Origin of the sequence: Dryocola sharpae, from assembly GCF_051307055.1 — a bacterium.
Taxonomy (GTDB): Bacteria; Pseudomonadota; Gammaproteobacteria; order Enterobacterales; family Enterobacteriaceae; genus Dryocola.
In genome coordinates this window covers 1,515,162-1,530,361 of the sequence record NZ_CP149994.1, presented here as the reverse complement: position 1 = coordinate 1,530,361, position 15,200 = coordinate 1,515,162, and the positions used below count along the sequence as shown (strand labels likewise).

The window sequence follows — 15,200 nt, the reverse complement described above, 5'->3', positions numbered from 1 at the left end:
TGCATTTTCCTTTAATGCCGCCAGGCGGCGGCCAGGGTGTGTAAGGTCTTTCTTTGACGGAAAAATAAAACAATAATTAAAATTAACTGTTTGCTGCTTTTTTGATCGAGGCGACGGCGGCTTTCAGGACACCCAGTCCGTCAACTTTGCCGTACATCGCGGAATCAATAACTTCAACCGGCTTGTTGGGTAATATTTTTTTAATTTCAGGCAGCATATAGGCGATTTGCGGCCCCAGCAGAATAAGATCCGCCACGCCGCCCTTTTCGCCCGCCAGGGTTTCAGGAAAGGCTTCAATAATGACCGGCACTTCATATTTCGCGGCCTGTGCTTTCATTTTCGACACCAGCAGCGAAGTGGACATTCCGGCGGAGCAAAACAGATAGATGACTTTCTTTTCCATACGAAATCCTCATATTCCAGATAGGTTACAGATCAGACAAACGTCCCTTTTTGTCCTGTTTGTTGACGGGCCAATAGCCGAAAATATAAAAGGTGCTGCTTGTCTTTGCCTGAAATGAGTATACGGCATGAGGTCAGAAGGGGGATAATTCCTGGAGGTCAAAAATAGTCTCTCCTTGACCTGAGCTTATGACCCCCCTCACATTTCGGGTAAATAATTCGCGCAAAGAAAAAAGCCCAAACGAGGTTTGGGCTTTTAAAATCATCTACCGGAACAATCAGTCGTAAGCGTTTAACGTCCGCTGACAGAGGGCCGAGCGGACACAATCCTGTTTGCCAAAACGCACTACGCCTATCATTTCATCTTCTGCGAAACGTGCCAGCGCATCGCTTAAGCCTGACTGTACGCCAGCAGGCAAATCACACTGCGTAATGTCGCCGTTCACGATAACCGTCACGTTTTCCCCAAGGCGCGTCAGGAACATTTTCATTTGCGCTGCGGTAACATTCTGCGCCTCATCAAGGATCACTACCGCATTTTCAAAGGTGCGCCCGCGCATATAGGCGAACGGCGCAATCTCTACCTTACCGATTTCGGGCCGCAGACAGTACTGCATGAATGACGAGCCCAGCCGCCGCACCAGAATGTCGTACACCGGACGGAAATAGGGTGCGAATTTTTCCGCGATGTCGCCGGGCAAGAAGCCGAGATCTTCGTCAGCCTGCAGGACCGGGCGAGTCACAATTATCCTGTCGACGTCCTTATGTATCAGGGCCTCAGCGGCTTTTGCCGCGCTGATATAAGTTTTGCCGCACCCCGCTTCCCCGGTGGCGAATATCAACTGCTTTCTCTCGATGGCATTAAGATAGTGCTCCTGAGCCTCGTTGCGCGCGGCTATTGGTGAAGTGTCACGGCAATCCCTCGCCATACCAATAGATTCTACGCCGCTCATCTGCACAAGCGTGGTGACCGATTCCTCTTCACGTTGCCGGTGGCTCCGCGAATCTCGTCTTAGTACACGTTTTGCTTCACGACGAGCTTTGATCACTGCTTTCTGTCTTCCCATGGATGGCACCTTACAGTTGGTTTCACTTCCCGCGTCGTCTGTCTGGACGCGATTATGCTTACTAACGGATGAGGTTTGGCTTCCTTGTAAGCCATGAACTGCCGGTTGAGATGATGCGCCAGTCAGGCGGCAGGCGCCGCTTAGCGCATCGTTGAGATGTTGTCGTGTGGTGGAGTCAGGAAATTTAGCGGTGAAGATAGCGAAGCCGGAGGAAATACCTCCGCGCCGGGATGTGCGGGTAAGATGTTTTTTTACATGTCCAGTACAGGACCCTGCCATTCGCGATCTCCATTGTGATTGAACTTCACAGCCGGGAACTACCGCTCGTGCTTTAAGTACATCAAAAATTATCTAAAATGCAACATTGATTTTACTTTAAATCAACATTTACGCGCCGCCCGGGCGTTAAAAACGTTATGACACAGGAATATTACATTTTTATATCAACGGCATGCTCATAAGAGATGCTGATGGATTATTTTTATCCCTAATTGTTAGCAAATGAAAAATTAGCAGGACAAGTATGGAAAAACGTCATCACGGGCGAGCGAGCAAGACGCCGCCCGCCCCTGCATTTACGCTTCAATCAGCCCCTGGCCTAGGTAGCGCTGCTTATCCTGCACGCCCGGCAATGCGAAGAAATACCCGCCGCCGACTGGCTTCACATACTCCTCCAGCGCTTCGCCGTTAAGACGTTTTTGTACGGTAAGGAAAGCTTTCTCAAGGTCGTGCTGATAGCAGATGAACAGCAGGCCCATATCCAGCTGCCCGGATTTAGATACGCCAAGCGAATAGCTGTAGCCGCGGCGCATCATCAGGTTCGACTGGGTTTCTTTAGTACGCGGGTTGGCCAGGCGAATATGGGCATCCAGCGCAATGACGTTGCCATCGGGATCGGCGGCGTAGTCGGGTTCATCGTGCTCGTTTTTCATGCCCAGCGGCGCGCCGCTGTGTTTCTCACGGCCAAATATCGTCTGCTGCTCTTTAAGCGGCGTACGGTCCCAGGACTCCACGTGAAACTGAATGATGCGAATCGCCTGATAGCTGCCGCCGACGCTCCACGCCGGTTCGCCCTGCTCTTTTGTCACCCACACGACATCGTCCATCAGTCCGGCATTGCCGCTGTCCGGGTTGGCGGTGCCGTCTTTAAATCCAAGCAGGTTGATCGGCGTTTCCTTGCCGCGGCTGCGGGCTGCATGGTTTGAAATAAAGCCTTCGCGCTTCCAGCGCACGCTCAGCAAGTCCGGCGTGTGCTTGATGATGTCGCGCAGGGCGTGAATAACCGTATCGGCGGTATTGGCGCAAATCTGCAATAACAGATCGCCGTGGCACAGGCTGGCATCGAGGGAGTCGTTAGGAAACCGCTCCATCTTTTGCAGCTTTTTCGGCTGCTGCGCCTGCAGGCCAAAACGTTCGTCAAACAGCGAGATGCCTGCCGAGAGAGTTATCGTCAGGTTATCGGGGAAAATCTCCGCCCCGAGAATGCCGGAATCCATCGGCGGCATACGCGGGTTCGGCGTTTCCGGCGCGGCGCCGCCCGTCGTGAGAAAGTCGAAACGCGCCGTCAGCAGCCGAAACAGACGCTCAAGGTCGGCTTTATCGGCCGCCAGCACGTCAAAAGCCACCAGCATCATCGAGGCCTGCTGCGGCGTGAGAATGCCTGCCTGGTGTGCCCCGTAGAACGGCTGCTTTTCCATGCGCGCATCGGGCGCAAGCGTGCCCGGCGAGGTTTCCGTTGTTGCCGCATGCGCAACAGGACAGCCGCCAGTAACGGCAAAGGCGCCCCCGAGGGCGCCCAGCGTTTTCAGTAATTGACGGCGTGCGGGCTGCTGCACGCCTGATTTGGTTTTCTCTTGCATCTTGCTTAGTCCAGGCCCAGCACACCACGAAGCTGCGACAGATCTTCGGCCAGCGCGGTCACCGGTCCTTTCAGCGCTTTACGGTCGCCGTCGGTCAGTTTGACGTAGGTTTCAAAGCCGTCTTTAGTACGGTATTTCGCAAGGATGGCGTCTACTTTTTTAAAGTTGGCGTCAACTTTCGCCAGCAATGGCGCATTCTCTTTGCTCAACAACGGACGAAGCAGGTTAACGATTTTCTGCGCGCCATCGACGTTCGCCTGGAAGTCCCACAGATCCGTATGGCTGTAACGATCTTCTTCACCGCTGATTTTGCTGGCCGCAACTTCTTCAATCAGGCCCGCTGCGCCGCCGACGACTTTGCCCGGCGGGAAGGCCAGTTCGGAGATGCGCGTTTGCAGATCCAGCACGTCGGCGTTTAACTGCTCCGCGTATTTTTCCATGCCTTTGGTTGAGTTATCGCCAAACAGCGCTTTCTCCAGGCGATGGAAGCCGGTAAATTTCGGGTCATTCGCTTTCTGCTCGTAATCGTCTTCGCGGGCATCGATGCTGCCGTCCAGATCGGAGAACAGCTCAGCAATCGGCTCGATACGCTCATAGTGCTGGCGGGTTGGCGCATAAAGCCGTTTCGCTTTTTCGATATCGCCGGCCTGCACCGCATCGGTAAAGGCTTTGGTGCCTTTTACCAGCCCGGCCACTTCCGCCATCACGTAAGCTTTATAGTCGGTAATCGGCCCGCTCAGCGCCATCAGATCGCTCTGCGGCGCCCCCTGCTCGCCGGCGGCTTTCACGACCAGCTTGCCTTTCGGATTGCTGAGCAGGCCGCAGGTCATGTCATATTCGCCCGCCTGCAGGTTAGCCGTCATTTTCTGGGAGAAGCCCGGCGCGATATTTTCGCGCTCTTCAACAACCATCACGCCCTTCAGGATTTCCCACTCCAGCGCTTTCTGGCTGTTGTTCTGAATAATGAACTGGGTTTTACCGGCGTTCACCGTGATGTTCATCGGCTCGCACTGCTTATCGGTAACGGTGACTTTCACCTGAGGAACATCCGCCGCGTGGGCGGCAACAGCGGAAGAGACAAGAGCAAACAGCGCAACGTTAAGCGCCTTAAGACGAAACTGTGCAGACATGGCCAATCCCTTAAACTATTAGTATGTTGTAACTAAGTGACGAAACCCCGCCACAAGATGGTTAACGAGCGCTGTTTGTCGCCTGGTTGTTCAGGCGCGGCGGCATGGCGAACAGCACCAGGGCCGGGATCAGATAAATGAAATAGATCCCCACTTCGCTGACGCTCGGCGCTTCCTGATAGCCGAAGATCCCTTCGAGCAGCGTGCCGGTCAGGGAATGCGTGGAAAGCACGGCGCTGAGATCGAACGCGATGTCCTGGAAATGGTTCCACAGTCCCGCTTCGTGGAAAGCACGAATCGCCCCCGCCGCAAGGCCTGCGGCGACCAGCAAAATAAACAGGCTCGTCCATTTGAAGAAAGCGCCCAGGTTCAGGCGAATGCCGCCCCAGTAAATCAGGAAGCCAAGCACGATAGCCGTTGCCAGCCCAAGCATCGCGCCGAGCGGCGGCATTATCCCCACGTCCTGCTGGAAAGCCGCCAGCAGAAAGAACACCGATTCAAGACCTTCACGCGCCACCGCGAAAAAGACCATCAGGATTAGCGCCCAGCCGTGGCTGCCCTTGCTGTGCAGGGCGTTATCCACCGCCTGCTCAAGCTGCACTTTTACGTTGCGCGAGACTTTGCGCATCCAGAACACCATCCAGGTAAGGATAACAACCGCGACAACCGCCACGATGCCTTCAAACAGCTCCTGCTCTTTTTGCGGAAACTCGCCGGTGGTTTCGTTGATGAAAATCCCCAGCGCCAGGCATAAAGCGGCGGCCGCCACTACGCCAATCCACATTACGCCAATCCACTGGCCACGCCGGGTGCGCTTTAAATAGCTGGCGATAAGGCTGACAATCAGCGCTGCTTCCAGGCCTTCGCGTAACATGATGAGAAACGGGACAAACATTCCTGACACCTCAATTGTGAAACCAGGTCAACCGACGTAAAGAAAAGTAAACCAGAACGATAGTGATTATCATTACCGCAAAAAGAAATACAAGCGGGTTTGTCATGTTATTTATATCGAGATGTAAAAAAGGCCGGGAAACCCGGCCTGCAGAAAACGCACTTGCCCGTAAGAAAACCTGGAGTCAGTTCCCCGGCGGGAAGCCTTACCCGGGATGGCCCCAGGTGTCCGGGGTTACCCCGGCAATGTTACTCAGCCTGCAATTTTGAAGGTGCCGGCGTGTGATAAACCTCATCCGCATCCGCAAAGCGGTTGAGCATGCTCTGCGACGGCGCTTTGCCCATCAGGCTCGCCACCACAATCCCGATGCTGGCAAAGATGAAGCCGGGGATAATTTCGTACAGGCCCAGCCATGCGAACTGTTTCCAGACGATGACCGTCACCGCGCCGACGATCATGCCGACAAGGGCGCCGTTACGGGTCATACGGGACCACATAACAGAGAACAGCACAACCGGGCCAAACGCCGCACCGAAGCCTGCCCATGCGTAGCTCACCAGACCCAGAACGCGGTTTTCCGGATTTGCTGCCAGAGCGATGGCGACCAGCGCCACCACCAGCACCATCACGCGTCCGACCCACACCAGCTCTTTCTGACCCGCGCCTTTGCGGAAGAACGCCTTATACAAATCTTCTGTAATGGCGCTGGAGCAAACCAGCAGCTGGCAGCTCAGCGTCGACATTACCGCCGCCAGAATCGCGGACAGCAGTACGCCAGCCACCCATGGGTTAAACAGGATCTGCGCCAGTTCGATAAACACGCGCTCGCCGTTCTGGGTGACCGCGCCGGCCTGCGCCGGGTTGTTGGTGAAGTAAGCGATACCGAAGAAGCCCACCGCACAGGCGCCGGCCAGGCAAAGGATCATCCACGTCATGCTGATGCGACGCGCATGAACGATGGTGTGATGCGAATCCGCCGCCATAAAACGCGCCAGAATATGCGGCTGACCGAAGTAGCCAAGGCCCCAGCCCATCAGCGAAATGATAGCGACGAAGTTAAGGCCCTTGAGCATGTCGAGGTTTTCGATGCTTTTCTGTTTGATGACCATCAGCGAGTCATCCAGGCCGCCCACGGCCATAATCACCATTACCGGCGTGAGGATCAGCGCGAAAATCATCAGGCTGGCCTGTACGGTATCGGTCCAGCTTACGGCCAGGAATCCACCGACGAAGGTATAAAGGATGGTTGCAGCGGCGCCCGCCCAGAGCGCGGTTTCGTAGCTCAAGCCGAAGGTGCTTTCGAACAGACGCGCTCCCGCCACGATGCCGGATGCGCAATAGATGGTGAAGAACAGCAAAATAACCAGCGCGGAGATAATACGCAGCAAACGGCTTTTATCTTCAAAACGTCCGGTGAAATAATCCGGCAGCGTCAGGGCGTTATTGTTCGCTTCGGTGTGAACGCGCAAACGGCCTGCGACCAGCTTCCAGTTAATATAAGCGCCAACGGTTAAGCCAATCGCAATCCAGCTTTCGGAAATGCCGGAAAGAAATATCGCGCCGGGTAAACCCATTAATAACCAGCCGCTCATATCAGAAGCGCCGGCGGATAACGCCGTGACCAGACTGCCCAGACTACGGCCACCGAGAATATAGTCATCGAAGTTTTTGGTTGAGCGCCAGGCGATAAACCCTATCAATATCATGCCAAAGATATAAATAAGGAAAGTCACCAGCATTGGTGTACTCATGGTCATGCAAGTTCTCCAGATTGTTTACCGGTTTTTTTTATAAGAAATAAACCGTTGTTGCCCCACCGGAACGCAGCGGGCTTATGTGGTGTCAGTTCGCGACCGTATCCTGCAGGAAGCTTGTTTTATTCACAAACGATTTAACACGGCATTCACAAGAAATTCACCCCGCAAAAAATATCTTTTCCCCGGAGGTTGCACTCGCTCACGCTTTTCTCGGTTGCACCTTATGAAAGTGTTAACTATGTCCGTAAATTCACCCCGTCCGCAAATAATCAGCCAGATCGCTTTCTTATTTTAAATTTAACAATTTCACTCTTTTCCCGGCCTGTTATCTGGCTCACATTTAACACGGTTGCACAAAGTTGCAACATGGTAGATATTGCCGGGTAACTTTTGCTGTTACTCATTTTAATTCTTGCACAAGGGAGTCTTTGGCATGGGCACCACTACCATGGGCGTTAAGCTTGACGAAGCGACGCGCGAGCGAATTAAGCTCGCCGCCTCACGTATTGACCGCACGCCGCACTGGCTGATTAAACAGGCGATCTTTAACTATCTTGAGCGTCTGGAAAATAACGACGAACTGCCAGAGTTGCCTGCTTTGCTTGCGGGTGCCGCTAATGAAAGTGAAGAGTCCGCGCCGGTTGCGGAAGAAACGCATCAGCCTTTCCTCGATTTTGCCGAACAAATTCTGCCCCAGTCCGTTAGCCGTGCCGCGATTACCGCCGCCTGGCGCCGTCCGGAAACCGACGCTGTGCCAATGATCCTCGAACAGGCACGCCTGCCGCAGCCGCTTGCCGAAAAGACGCATAAACTCGCCTGGCAGCTGGCCGAAAAGCTGCGTAACCAGAAGAGCGCCTCAGGCCGGGCGGGCATGGTACAAGGTTTGCTGCAGGAGTTCTCGCTCTCCTCGCAGGAAGGCGTGGCGCTGATGTGCCTGGCGGAAGCCTTACTGCGTATTCCGGACAAGGCGACCCGCGATGCGTTAATCCGCGACAAAATCAGCAACGGCAACTGGCATTCCCACATCGGCCGCAGCCCGTCGCTGTTTGTGAACGCCGCCACCTGGGGATTGCTCTTTACCGGCCGCCTGGTCTCCACGCACAATGAAACCAATCTCTCCCACTCGCTTAACCGCATTATCAGCAAGAGCGGCGAGCCGCTGATCCGCAAAGGCGTGGATATGGCGATGCGCCTGATGGGCGAACAGTTCGTCACCGGCGAAACCATTGCTGAAGCGCTGGCTAACGCCCGCAAGCTGGAAGAAAAAGGTTTCCGCTACTCCTACGATATGCTCGGCGAAGCCGCGCTGACCGCCGCCGACGCGCAGGCGTACATGGTTTCTTACCAGCAGGCGATTCACGCTATCGGCAAAGCCTCCAACGGCCGCGGCATTTATGAAGGTCCGGGCATTTCCATCAAGCTTTCCGCCCTGCATCCGCGCTACAGCCGCGCGCAGTATGACCGCGTGATGGAAGAGCTCTACCCGCGCCTGAAATCCCTGACGCTGCTGGCCCGCCAGTACGACGTGGGCATTAACATCGATGCCGAAGAAGCCGATCGTCTGGAAATCTCCCTCGATCTGCTTGAGAAGCTTTGCTTCGAGCCGGAGCTTACGGGCTGGAACGGCATCGGCTTCGTGATTCAGGCCTACCAGAAACGCTGCCCGTTCGTTATCGATTATCTGATAGATCTCGCCACCCGCAGCCAGCGCCGCCTGATGATCCGCCTGGTAAAAGGCGCGTACTGGGACAGCGAAATTAAACGCGCCCAGATGGAAGGCCTTGAAGGCTACCCGGTGTACACCCGCAAGGTTTATACCGATATTTCCTATCTGGCCTGTGCAAAAAAATTGCTGGCGGTGCCGAACCTGATTTATCCGCAGTTCGCAACCCACAACGCCCATACGCTTGCGGCCATTTACAACCTTGCCGGGCAAAACTACTACCCTGGCCAGTACGAATTCCAGTGCCTGCACGGCATGGGCGAGCCGCTCTACGATCGGGTGGTGGGTAAAATTGCCGACGGCAAGCTGAACCGCCCTTGCCGTATTTATGCGCCTGTTGGCACGCACGAAACGCTGCTGGCCTATCTGGTGCGCCGCCTGCTGGAAAACGGGGCGAATACCTCCTTCGTTAACCGTATCGCAGACAGTACGCTGTCGCTGGATGAACTGGTCGCCGACCCGGTTACGGCAACGGAAGCGCTTGCCGCCAAAGAGGGCCAGCTTGGCCTGCCGCACCCGAAAATCGCGCTGCCAAAAGATCTCTATGCCGAAGGCCGCAGCAACTCCAGCGGACTGGACCTGGCGAATGAACATCGCCTGGCCTCCCTCTCCTCCGCCCTGCTTAACAGCGCAACGCACAAATGGCAGGCGTTGCCGATCCTTGAGGAAGCCGTTAATCCCGGCGAGCTGGTGGAAGTCAGAAACCCGGCCGAACCAGGCGACGTGGTAGGTTTCACGCGTGAGGCCACAGGCGAGGAAGTCTCGCTTGCGCTGGAAAACGCGGTCAACAACGCGCCGATCTGGTTTGCGACGCCGCCGCAGGAACGCGCCCTGATCCTTGAACGCGCCGCCGTGCTCATGGAAGGCCAGATGCAGCAACTGATCGGTATCCTGGTGCGCGAAGCCGGTAAAACCTTCAGCAACGCCATCGCGGAAGTGCGCGAAGCCGTTGATTTCCTGCATTACTACGCAGGCCAGGTCCGCGAAGACTTCGATAACGAAACACACCGCCCGCTTGGCCCGGTGGTGTGCATCAGCCCGTGGAACTTCCCGCTGGCGATCTTCACCGGCCAGATTGCCGCCGCGCTTGCCGCAGGCAACAGCGTGCTGGCAAAACCCGCAGAGCAAACCCCGCTGATTGCCGCTCAGGGCGTGGCAATTCTGCTTGAAGCCGGGGTGCCCGCAGGCGTGTTGCAGCTGCTGCCTGGCCGCGGCGAAACGGTCGGCGCTCAGCTAACCGGCGATGCCCGCGTGCGCGGCGTGCTGTTTACTGGCTCGACAGACGTTGCCACCCTGCTGCAGCGCAATATTGCCGACCGCCTGGACCCTCAGGGTCGTCCGACGCCGCTGATTGCCGAAACCGGCGGTCTGAACGCAATGATCGTGGATTCTTCAGCCCTGACGGAGCAGGTGGTAGTGGACGTCGTCGCCTCCGCCTTCGACAGCGCCGGACAACGTTGTTCCGCCCTGCGCGTGCTGTGTGTTCAGGAAGAGGTAGCCGAACATACGCTGCAAATGCTGCGCGGCGCGATGGCGGAATGCCGTATGGGCAATCCTGGCCGTCTGACAACCGATATCGGCCCGGTGATTGACGCCGAAGCGAAAGAAAACATCGATAAACATATCCAGGCGATGCGCGTCAAAGGACGCAAAATCTTCCAGGCCGCGCGCGAAAACGCGCAGGACATGAAAGAGTGGCAAAGCGGCACTTTTGTTCCACCAACGCTTATTGAGCTGGAAAGCTTCGACGAGATGCAAAAAGAGGTCTTCGGGCCGGTTCTGCACGTCGTGCGCTATAACCGCAATAACCTGGAAGCGCTGATTGAGCAGGTTAACAAGGCTGGCTACGGCCTGACGCTCGGCGTGCATACCCGCATCGACGAAACCATCGCTCAGGTCACAGGTTCCGCCCACGTCGGCAATATGTACGTGAACCGCAATATGGTCGGCGCGGTTGTCGGCGTACAGCCGTTCGGCGGCGAAGGCCTGTCCGGAACGGGGCCGAAGGCCGGCGGTCCGCTCTACCTGTACCGCCTGCTGGCTAACCGTCCGGAAGGTGCGTTACAGAAAACCTTCACCCGGCAGGACGCGAACCTGCCTGTAGATACCACGTTAAAAACAAGCCTGCAGGAGGCGCACCAGGCGCTGACCCAGTGGGCTGCAAACCGCGGCGATCTTCAGACCCTCTGTGAACGCTTTGCGGAATTTGCACAAAGCGGCACGCTGCGCCAGCTGCCGGGCCCGACAGGAGAGCGCAATACCTACGCGCTGATGCCGCGCGAGCGCGTACTGTGCGTGGCGGATAACGAACAGGATGCGCTGGTACAGCTGGCGGCGGTAACAAGCGTGGGCAGCCGTGCGCTTTGGGCCGATGACAAACTGCATCGCGATCTGGCAAAACAACTGCCGCCGCTGGTTCAGCAGAAGATTGATTTTGCGCAACCAGAAGCGGCTACCGGCCAGCAGTTTGACGCGGTGATTTATCACGGCGATTCAGATCAGCTGCGGGAGCTGTGCGAAAAAGTTGCCGCACGCGACGGAGCAATCGTCTCGGTGCAGGGCTTTGCCCGCGGGGAAAGCAATCTTCTGCTTGAGCGTCTGTACATGGAGCGTTCGCTAAGCGTGAATACCGCAGCAGCCGGAGGGAACGCCAGCCTGATGACAATCGGCTAAGGCTTCGCTACGCTTGAAAGGCTCCGTAAAAGGAGCCTTTTTCTCTAAGGAGTCATCATAATGAAACGCGTGACACTGTTCCTGGCGAGCCTGCTGTTAAGCGCCACCGCCCATGCCATGGATTGCGAAAAAGCAAATACGCAGCTTGAGAGCAACGAATGCTATAGCGCGCAGTACAAAGAGGACGACCAGCTGCTTAACCAGACGTATAAAAAAGTGCTGCATCTTGCCACGCCGGAACAGCAAAATTTGCTCAGGCAGGCGCAGCTGGCGTGGATAAAAGTGCGCGATGCCGACTGTAAATTTGTCAGCTCAGGCACCGAAGGCGGCACCGTCGCGCCGATGATCCACAGCATTTGCCTCTCAGACCGCACCAAAGAGCGCACTGCCTTTCTTGAATCGCTCACCCAGTGTGAGGAAGGCGATATGAGCTGTCCTTTACCGCCGCAGCAGAACTAGCGCACGCGGATCCCTTCGATAATCATCCGCTGCACGTTTTCCACGGTGCGGCGGAAAAACGCTTCATCGCTTAAATTGCTGCCCGTCACCGCCTCAACCTGGCTTGCGAAATCCGCGTAATGCTGCGTGGTTGCCCACAGCATAAAAATCAGATGGTGCGGGTCGACCGCCGCCAGTTTTCCGGCCGCCACCCAGCCGGCAATTATCGCCGATTTATCTTCCACCAGCGATTTCAAATCTCCGGTTAGCTCGTCCTTTAATAGCGGCGCGCCCTGCAGCATCTCAAGACAAAACAGCCGCGAGGCCTGAGGATGATCGCGCGATACCTCAAGCTTAAGACGGACGTATTCACCGATAGCCACCAGCGGCTCCAGCTCTTCACGAAACGCACGCAGCGGCGCGAGCCAGATAGCGAGGATTTGCTTGAGCACCGCAATATAGAGCGCTTCTTTTGAAGGGTAATAATAGAGAAGATTGGTTTTGGAAACCCCGGCGCGCTCCGCCACCTTATCAAGACTGGTGCCGTGGATGCCGTACAGAGAGAAAAATTCCAGGCCTGCCGCCAGAATAGCCTCTTTCTTGGCGGCTACGGCGAGTGAGCGCCGCCCGGTTTGTTTGGTTTGTGCTGCGCCTTCAGCCATGCTGAACTTCTCCCTGGACAATGTGCCTCAAGCATAGCAAAGGCCAGCATTTACAACGACTCGTTTGCGCTTCCTGACTGCGGGAGCGCTGATTTTTTACGCTTAAGCTTCAGTTCACTGACCAGAACGCCAAGTACAATCAGCGCGCCGCCAACCAGCGCCAGCAGCGGCAAACGCTCCCCGGCGATGCGCCCGAAAATACCAGCCCAGACCGGCTCGCCGGTATAAATAACCGTGGCGCGCGTCGGTGAGACGCTGCGCTGCGCCCAGTTCATCGTTACCTGGATAACGGCGCTGAAAATACCCAGCCCCAGCGCTATAACGACCAGACCTGTGCTGAACGGCGGCATGCTTTCCCCTGCCGGGATCATAGCGGCGAAGGCCACAGCTGATGCGGTTGCCAGTTGCACAATAGTCACACGCTTAATATCCACCTTGCCCGCCCAGAGGCTTATCATGATTATCTCGGCAGCTATCGCCAGCGCGCTTAGCAGCGTGATGATTTCACCTGCGCCCAGCGTTAAGGAGGCCCCTTCCGGACCGGCGAGGAAAAGTAATCCGGTAAAGGCCAGCGCCACGCCCACCCACGACATAATGCCCGGCATTTTGCCCAGGCAGATCCATTGCAGCAGGGGCACTAAAGGAACGTACATAGCGGTAATAAATGCGGATTTACTGCTCGGAATGGTCTGTAATCCCCAGGTCTGCATGCTGTAACCCATGGCGATAGCAACGCCGATGGCGACGCCCGCCTTTACTTCCAGCCACGTCAGGCCGCGCATAGATTTTATTGATAACAGCCCTACGGCAATCGCGGCGGTGGCGAAACGCAGGCCGACGAAGAAAAACGGCCCGCTCATGGTCAACGCATACTGCACGGCAAGGAAGGTGCCGCCCCAGAACATAGCGATCAGGATAAGGATCGCTTCCTGAGGTTTGAGGGAAAATTTATAGCGGTTTAATAAAGCGGACATGACTGTACCGACAGTAATTCAGACGATGTTTAAGGGTGCCGGCTATAGTGCGATACGACGATATCTGGCGCAACGGGCGGCAGAAAATAAAAAACCGCCGGTCAAAACCGGCGGTCGGGACAGACAATTAGCTATTCATAATCGGACAGGTTAACTAATTGCATTCAGCTACGGCTATTTACTTTTACTGCTGCCGCTGCCGTGGCTATTTTTGCCCCCTTTCTGGCCTGCTTCCGATGCACGTTGCGGGTCGTTTTTGAAGTTCCCGCCGCTGTGCTGGCCACCTTTACGACCTGCTTCTGATGCTCTTTCACGGTCTTCAGCGAAATTACCTGAACCACCACGATGGTTTGCCATTTCTAACCTCCGGATTGGTGAAATCAATAAGTCATCATTCTGCATTCAGTAAAAGAGATATCCTTTCACCGCGCGGCTTTCGGCTTGCGCCATCATCGTTGCCGCGTGAAATTAAGCTTAGTGCAGCGGTGCCAATTGACCAGTTCACCGTAATATTTTGCAACATGTAATCGCCAGAACGGATGATTTTTTTGCGCCGCGATTCATAAGATATTCTTATATTTAATGAAATGCCCGGCGCGGAAAACTGTGACGTAATGCTACATTTTTGCCGTTCGCGTCACAGATTGCGTAAACGCAAGGAAACGGCACTCTGGTTTGCACTCTGGAGCACAGGACATATCTTTAAGGGAGGGCAGCAAAACGCTGCGGTTTAATCCAGGAGTAAAGCAAGATGGCAAAAATACTGGTGCTCTATTATTCCATGTATGGACATATCGAGACGATGGCTCATGCCGTGGCGGAAGGTGCGCAAAAGGTCGACGGCGCTGAAGTAACTATAAAACGGGTACCGGAAACCATGCCGGCCGAGGCTTTTTTAAAAGCCGGTGGTAAGACTCAGAACGCCCCACAGGCGACACCGCAGGAGCTGGCAGAGTACGATGCCATCATTTTTGGCACCCCAACCCGCTTTGGCAATATGTCAGGGCAAATGCGGACCTTCCTCGATCAAACCGGCGGCCTGTGGGCGTCCGGCGGCCTTTACGGCAAGCTTGCCAGCGTGTTCTGTTCAACCGGCACCGGCGGCGGCCAGGAACACACTATCTCTTCAACATGGACTACGCTTGCACATCACGGGATGGTCATTGTGCCGATTGGTTATGCGGCACAGGAGCTGTTTGACGTTTCTCAGGTGCGCGGCGGCACCCCTTACGGCGCCACGACCATCGCCGGAGGCGACGGATCCCGTCAGCCAAGCCCGGAAGAGCTTGCCATCGCCCGCTATCAGGGTGAATACGTGGCTGGTCTGGCAGTAAAACTTAACGGTTAATTTCAGAAGGAGCATCTATGCCAACTCAAGAATCCAAGTCGCATCACGTCGGTGAATGGGCGAGTTTACGTAACACTTCTCCTGAAATAGCAGAAGCTATTTTTGAAGTGGCCGGCTATGACGAAAAGCTCGCAGAAAAAATCTGGGAGGAAGGCAACGACGAAGTGTTGATCAAGGCGTTTGAGAAAACCGATAAAGACTCGCTGTTCTGGGGAGAGCAAACCATAGAGCGCAAAAACGTTTAGGTTGTTCAGCCAGTCCCCCGCGCAGGC

The 15,200-nt window shown here is 55.6% G+C and carries 13 protein-coding genes; 4 read left to right on the top strand and 9 right to left on the bottom strand.

Annotated features, from left to right (window positions below):
• Window positions 1-82: 82 nt before the first annotated feature.
• The 6 genes from WLO31_RS07235 to putP form a co-directional block, all read right to left on the bottom strand.
• A complete protein-coding gene (locus WLO31_RS07235; RefSeq protein WP_435929798.1) occupies window positions 83-403 on the bottom strand; it encodes a PTS sugar transporter subunit IIB in 321 nt (106 codons plus the stop codon).
• A gap of 277 nt (window positions 404-680) precedes the next feature.
• Complete coding sequence (phoH, locus tag WLO31_RS07230; RefSeq protein WP_435929797.1) at window positions 681-1,469, bottom strand: phosphate starvation-inducible protein PhoH; 789 nt, start codon at window positions 1,467-1,469, stop codon at window positions 681-683.
• 575 nt (window positions 1,470-2,044) lie between these two features.
• A complete protein-coding gene (efeB, locus tag WLO31_RS07225) occupies window positions 2,045-3,328 on the bottom strand; it encodes an iron uptake transporter deferrochelatase/peroxidase subunit (protein ID WP_435929796.1) in 1,284 nt (427 codons plus the stop codon).
• 5 nt (window positions 3,329-3,333) lie between these two features.
• Window positions 3,334-4,458: an iron uptake system protein EfeO gene (gene efeO, locus WLO31_RS07220; protein ID WP_435929795.1), complete on the bottom strand. Its 1,125-nt coding sequence runs from the start codon at window positions 4,456-4,458 to the stop codon at window positions 3,334-3,336.
• A gap of 61 nt (window positions 4,459-4,519) precedes the next feature.
• Window positions 4,520-5,353 carry an iron uptake transporter permease EfeU gene (gene efeU, locus WLO31_RS07215; protein WP_435929794.1) on the bottom strand — a complete coding sequence of 278 codons (834 nt, stop codon included), beginning with the start codon at window positions 5,351-5,353 and terminating at the stop codon, window positions 4,520-4,522.
• A gap of 248 nt (window positions 5,354-5,601) precedes the next feature.
• Complete coding sequence (gene putP / locus WLO31_RS07210; RefSeq protein ID WP_435929793.1) at window positions 5,602-7,110, bottom strand: sodium/proline symporter PutP; 1,509 nt, start codon at window positions 7,108-7,110, stop codon at window positions 5,602-5,604.
• Between the two features lie 433 nt (window positions 7,111-7,543).
• On the opposite strand from putP, the gene putA reads away from it, so the two are divergent.
• Together putA and WLO31_RS07200 are read left to right on the top strand one after the other, a co-directional pair.
• A complete protein-coding gene (gene putA / locus WLO31_RS07205) occupies window positions 7,544-11,506 on the top strand; it encodes a trifunctional transcriptional regulator/proline dehydrogenase/L-glutamate gamma-semialdehyde dehydrogenase (protein WP_435929792.1) in 3,963 nt (1,320 codons plus the stop codon).
• A 60-nt stretch (window positions 11,507-11,566) separates the two neighbouring features.
• Window positions 11,567-11,965, top strand: a complete 399-nt coding sequence (locus tag WLO31_RS07200; protein WP_435929791.1) for a lysozyme inhibitor LprI family protein — start codon at window positions 11,567-11,569, stop codon at window positions 11,963-11,965.
• Here WLO31_RS07200 and rutR read toward each other — a convergent pair.
• The 3 genes from rutR to WLO31_RS07185 form a co-directional block, all read right to left on the bottom strand.
• Window positions 11,962-12,606: an HTH-type transcriptional regulator RutR gene (gene rutR / locus WLO31_RS07195; protein ID WP_435929790.1), complete on the bottom strand. Its 645-nt coding sequence runs from the start codon at window positions 12,604-12,606 to the stop codon at window positions 11,962-11,964. The genes WLO31_RS07200 and rutR overlap by 4 nt on opposite strands.
• A gap of 50 nt (window positions 12,607-12,656) precedes the next feature.
• Complete coding sequence (locus WLO31_RS07190) at window positions 12,657-13,580, bottom strand: DMT family transporter (RefSeq protein ID WP_435929789.1); 924 nt, start codon at window positions 13,578-13,580, stop codon at window positions 12,657-12,659.
• Window positions 13,581-13,754: 174 nt separating this feature from the next.
• Complete coding sequence (locus tag WLO31_RS07185) at window positions 13,755-13,937, bottom strand: general stress protein (protein ID WP_121267345.1); 183 nt, start codon at window positions 13,935-13,937, stop codon at window positions 13,755-13,757.
• Window positions 13,938-14,331: 394 nt separating this feature from the next.
• Here WLO31_RS07185 and wrbA point away from each other — a divergent pair, with 394 nt between their 5' ends.
• Both wrbA and WLO31_RS07175 read left to right on the top strand, forming a co-directional pair.
• The gene (gene wrbA, locus WLO31_RS07180; RefSeq protein WP_435929788.1) at window positions 14,332-14,928 is read left to right on the top strand and encodes an NAD(P)H:quinone oxidoreductase; all 597 of its coding nucleotides are present in this window, start codon (window positions 14,332-14,334) and stop codon (window positions 14,926-14,928) included.
• A gap of 17 nt (window positions 14,929-14,945) precedes the next feature.
• The gene (locus tag WLO31_RS07175; RefSeq protein WP_435929787.1) at window positions 14,946-15,173 is read left to right on the top strand and encodes a YccJ family protein; all 228 of its coding nucleotides are present in this window, start codon (window positions 14,946-14,948) and stop codon (window positions 15,171-15,173) included.
• Window positions 15,174-15,200: the final 27 nt, after the last annotated feature.

What these genes read in the sequence shown, in the direction of transcription:
- WLO31_RS07235 (WP_435929798.1), bottom strand. Translation starts at nt 403, where the DNA reads ATGGAAAAGAAAGTCATCTATCTGTTTTGCTCCGCCGGAATGTCCACT.
- phoH (WP_435929797.1), bottom strand. Translation starts at nt 1,469, where the DNA reads ATGGGAAGACAGAAAGCAGTGATCAAAGCTCGTCGTGAAGCAAAACGT.
- efeB (WP_435929796.1), bottom strand. Translation starts at nt 3,328, where the DNA reads ATGCAAGAGAAAACCAAATCAGGCGTGCAGCAGCCCGCACGCCGTCAA.
- efeO (WP_435929795.1), bottom strand. Translation starts at nt 4,458, where the DNA reads ATGTCTGCACAGTTTCGTCTTAAGGCGCTTAACGTTGCGCTGTTTGCT.
- efeU (WP_435929794.1), bottom strand. Translation starts at nt 5,353, where the DNA reads ATGTTTGTCCCGTTTCTCATCATGTTACGCGAAGGCCTGGAAGCAGCG.
- putP (WP_435929793.1), bottom strand. Translation starts at nt 7,110, where the DNA reads ATGACCATGAGTACACCAATGCTGGTGACTTTCCTTATTTATATCTTT.
- putA (WP_435929792.1), top strand. Translation starts at nt 7,544, where the DNA reads ATGGGCACCACTACCATGGGCGTTAAGCTTGACGAAGCGACGCGCGAG.
- WLO31_RS07200 (WP_435929791.1), top strand. Translation starts at nt 11,567, where the DNA reads ATGAAACGCGTGACACTGTTCCTGGCGAGCCTGCTGTTAAGCGCCACC.
- rutR (WP_435929790.1), bottom strand. Translation starts at nt 12,606, where the DNA reads ATGGCTGAAGGCGCAGCACAAACCAAACAAACCGGGCGGCGCTCACTC.
- WLO31_RS07190 (WP_435929789.1), bottom strand. Translation starts at nt 13,580, where the DNA reads ATGTCCGCTTTATTAAACCGCTATAAATTTTCCCTCAAACCTCAGGAA.
- WLO31_RS07185 (WP_121267345.1), bottom strand. Translation starts at nt 13,937, where the DNA reads ATGGCAAACCATCGTGGTGGTTCAGGTAATTTCGCTGAAGACCGTGAA.
- wrbA (WP_435929788.1), top strand. Translation starts at nt 14,332, where the DNA reads ATGGCAAAAATACTGGTGCTCTATTATTCCATGTATGGACATATCGAG.
- WLO31_RS07175 (WP_435929787.1), top strand. Translation starts at nt 14,946, where the DNA reads ATGCCAACTCAAGAATCCAAGTCGCATCACGTCGGTGAATGGGCGAGT.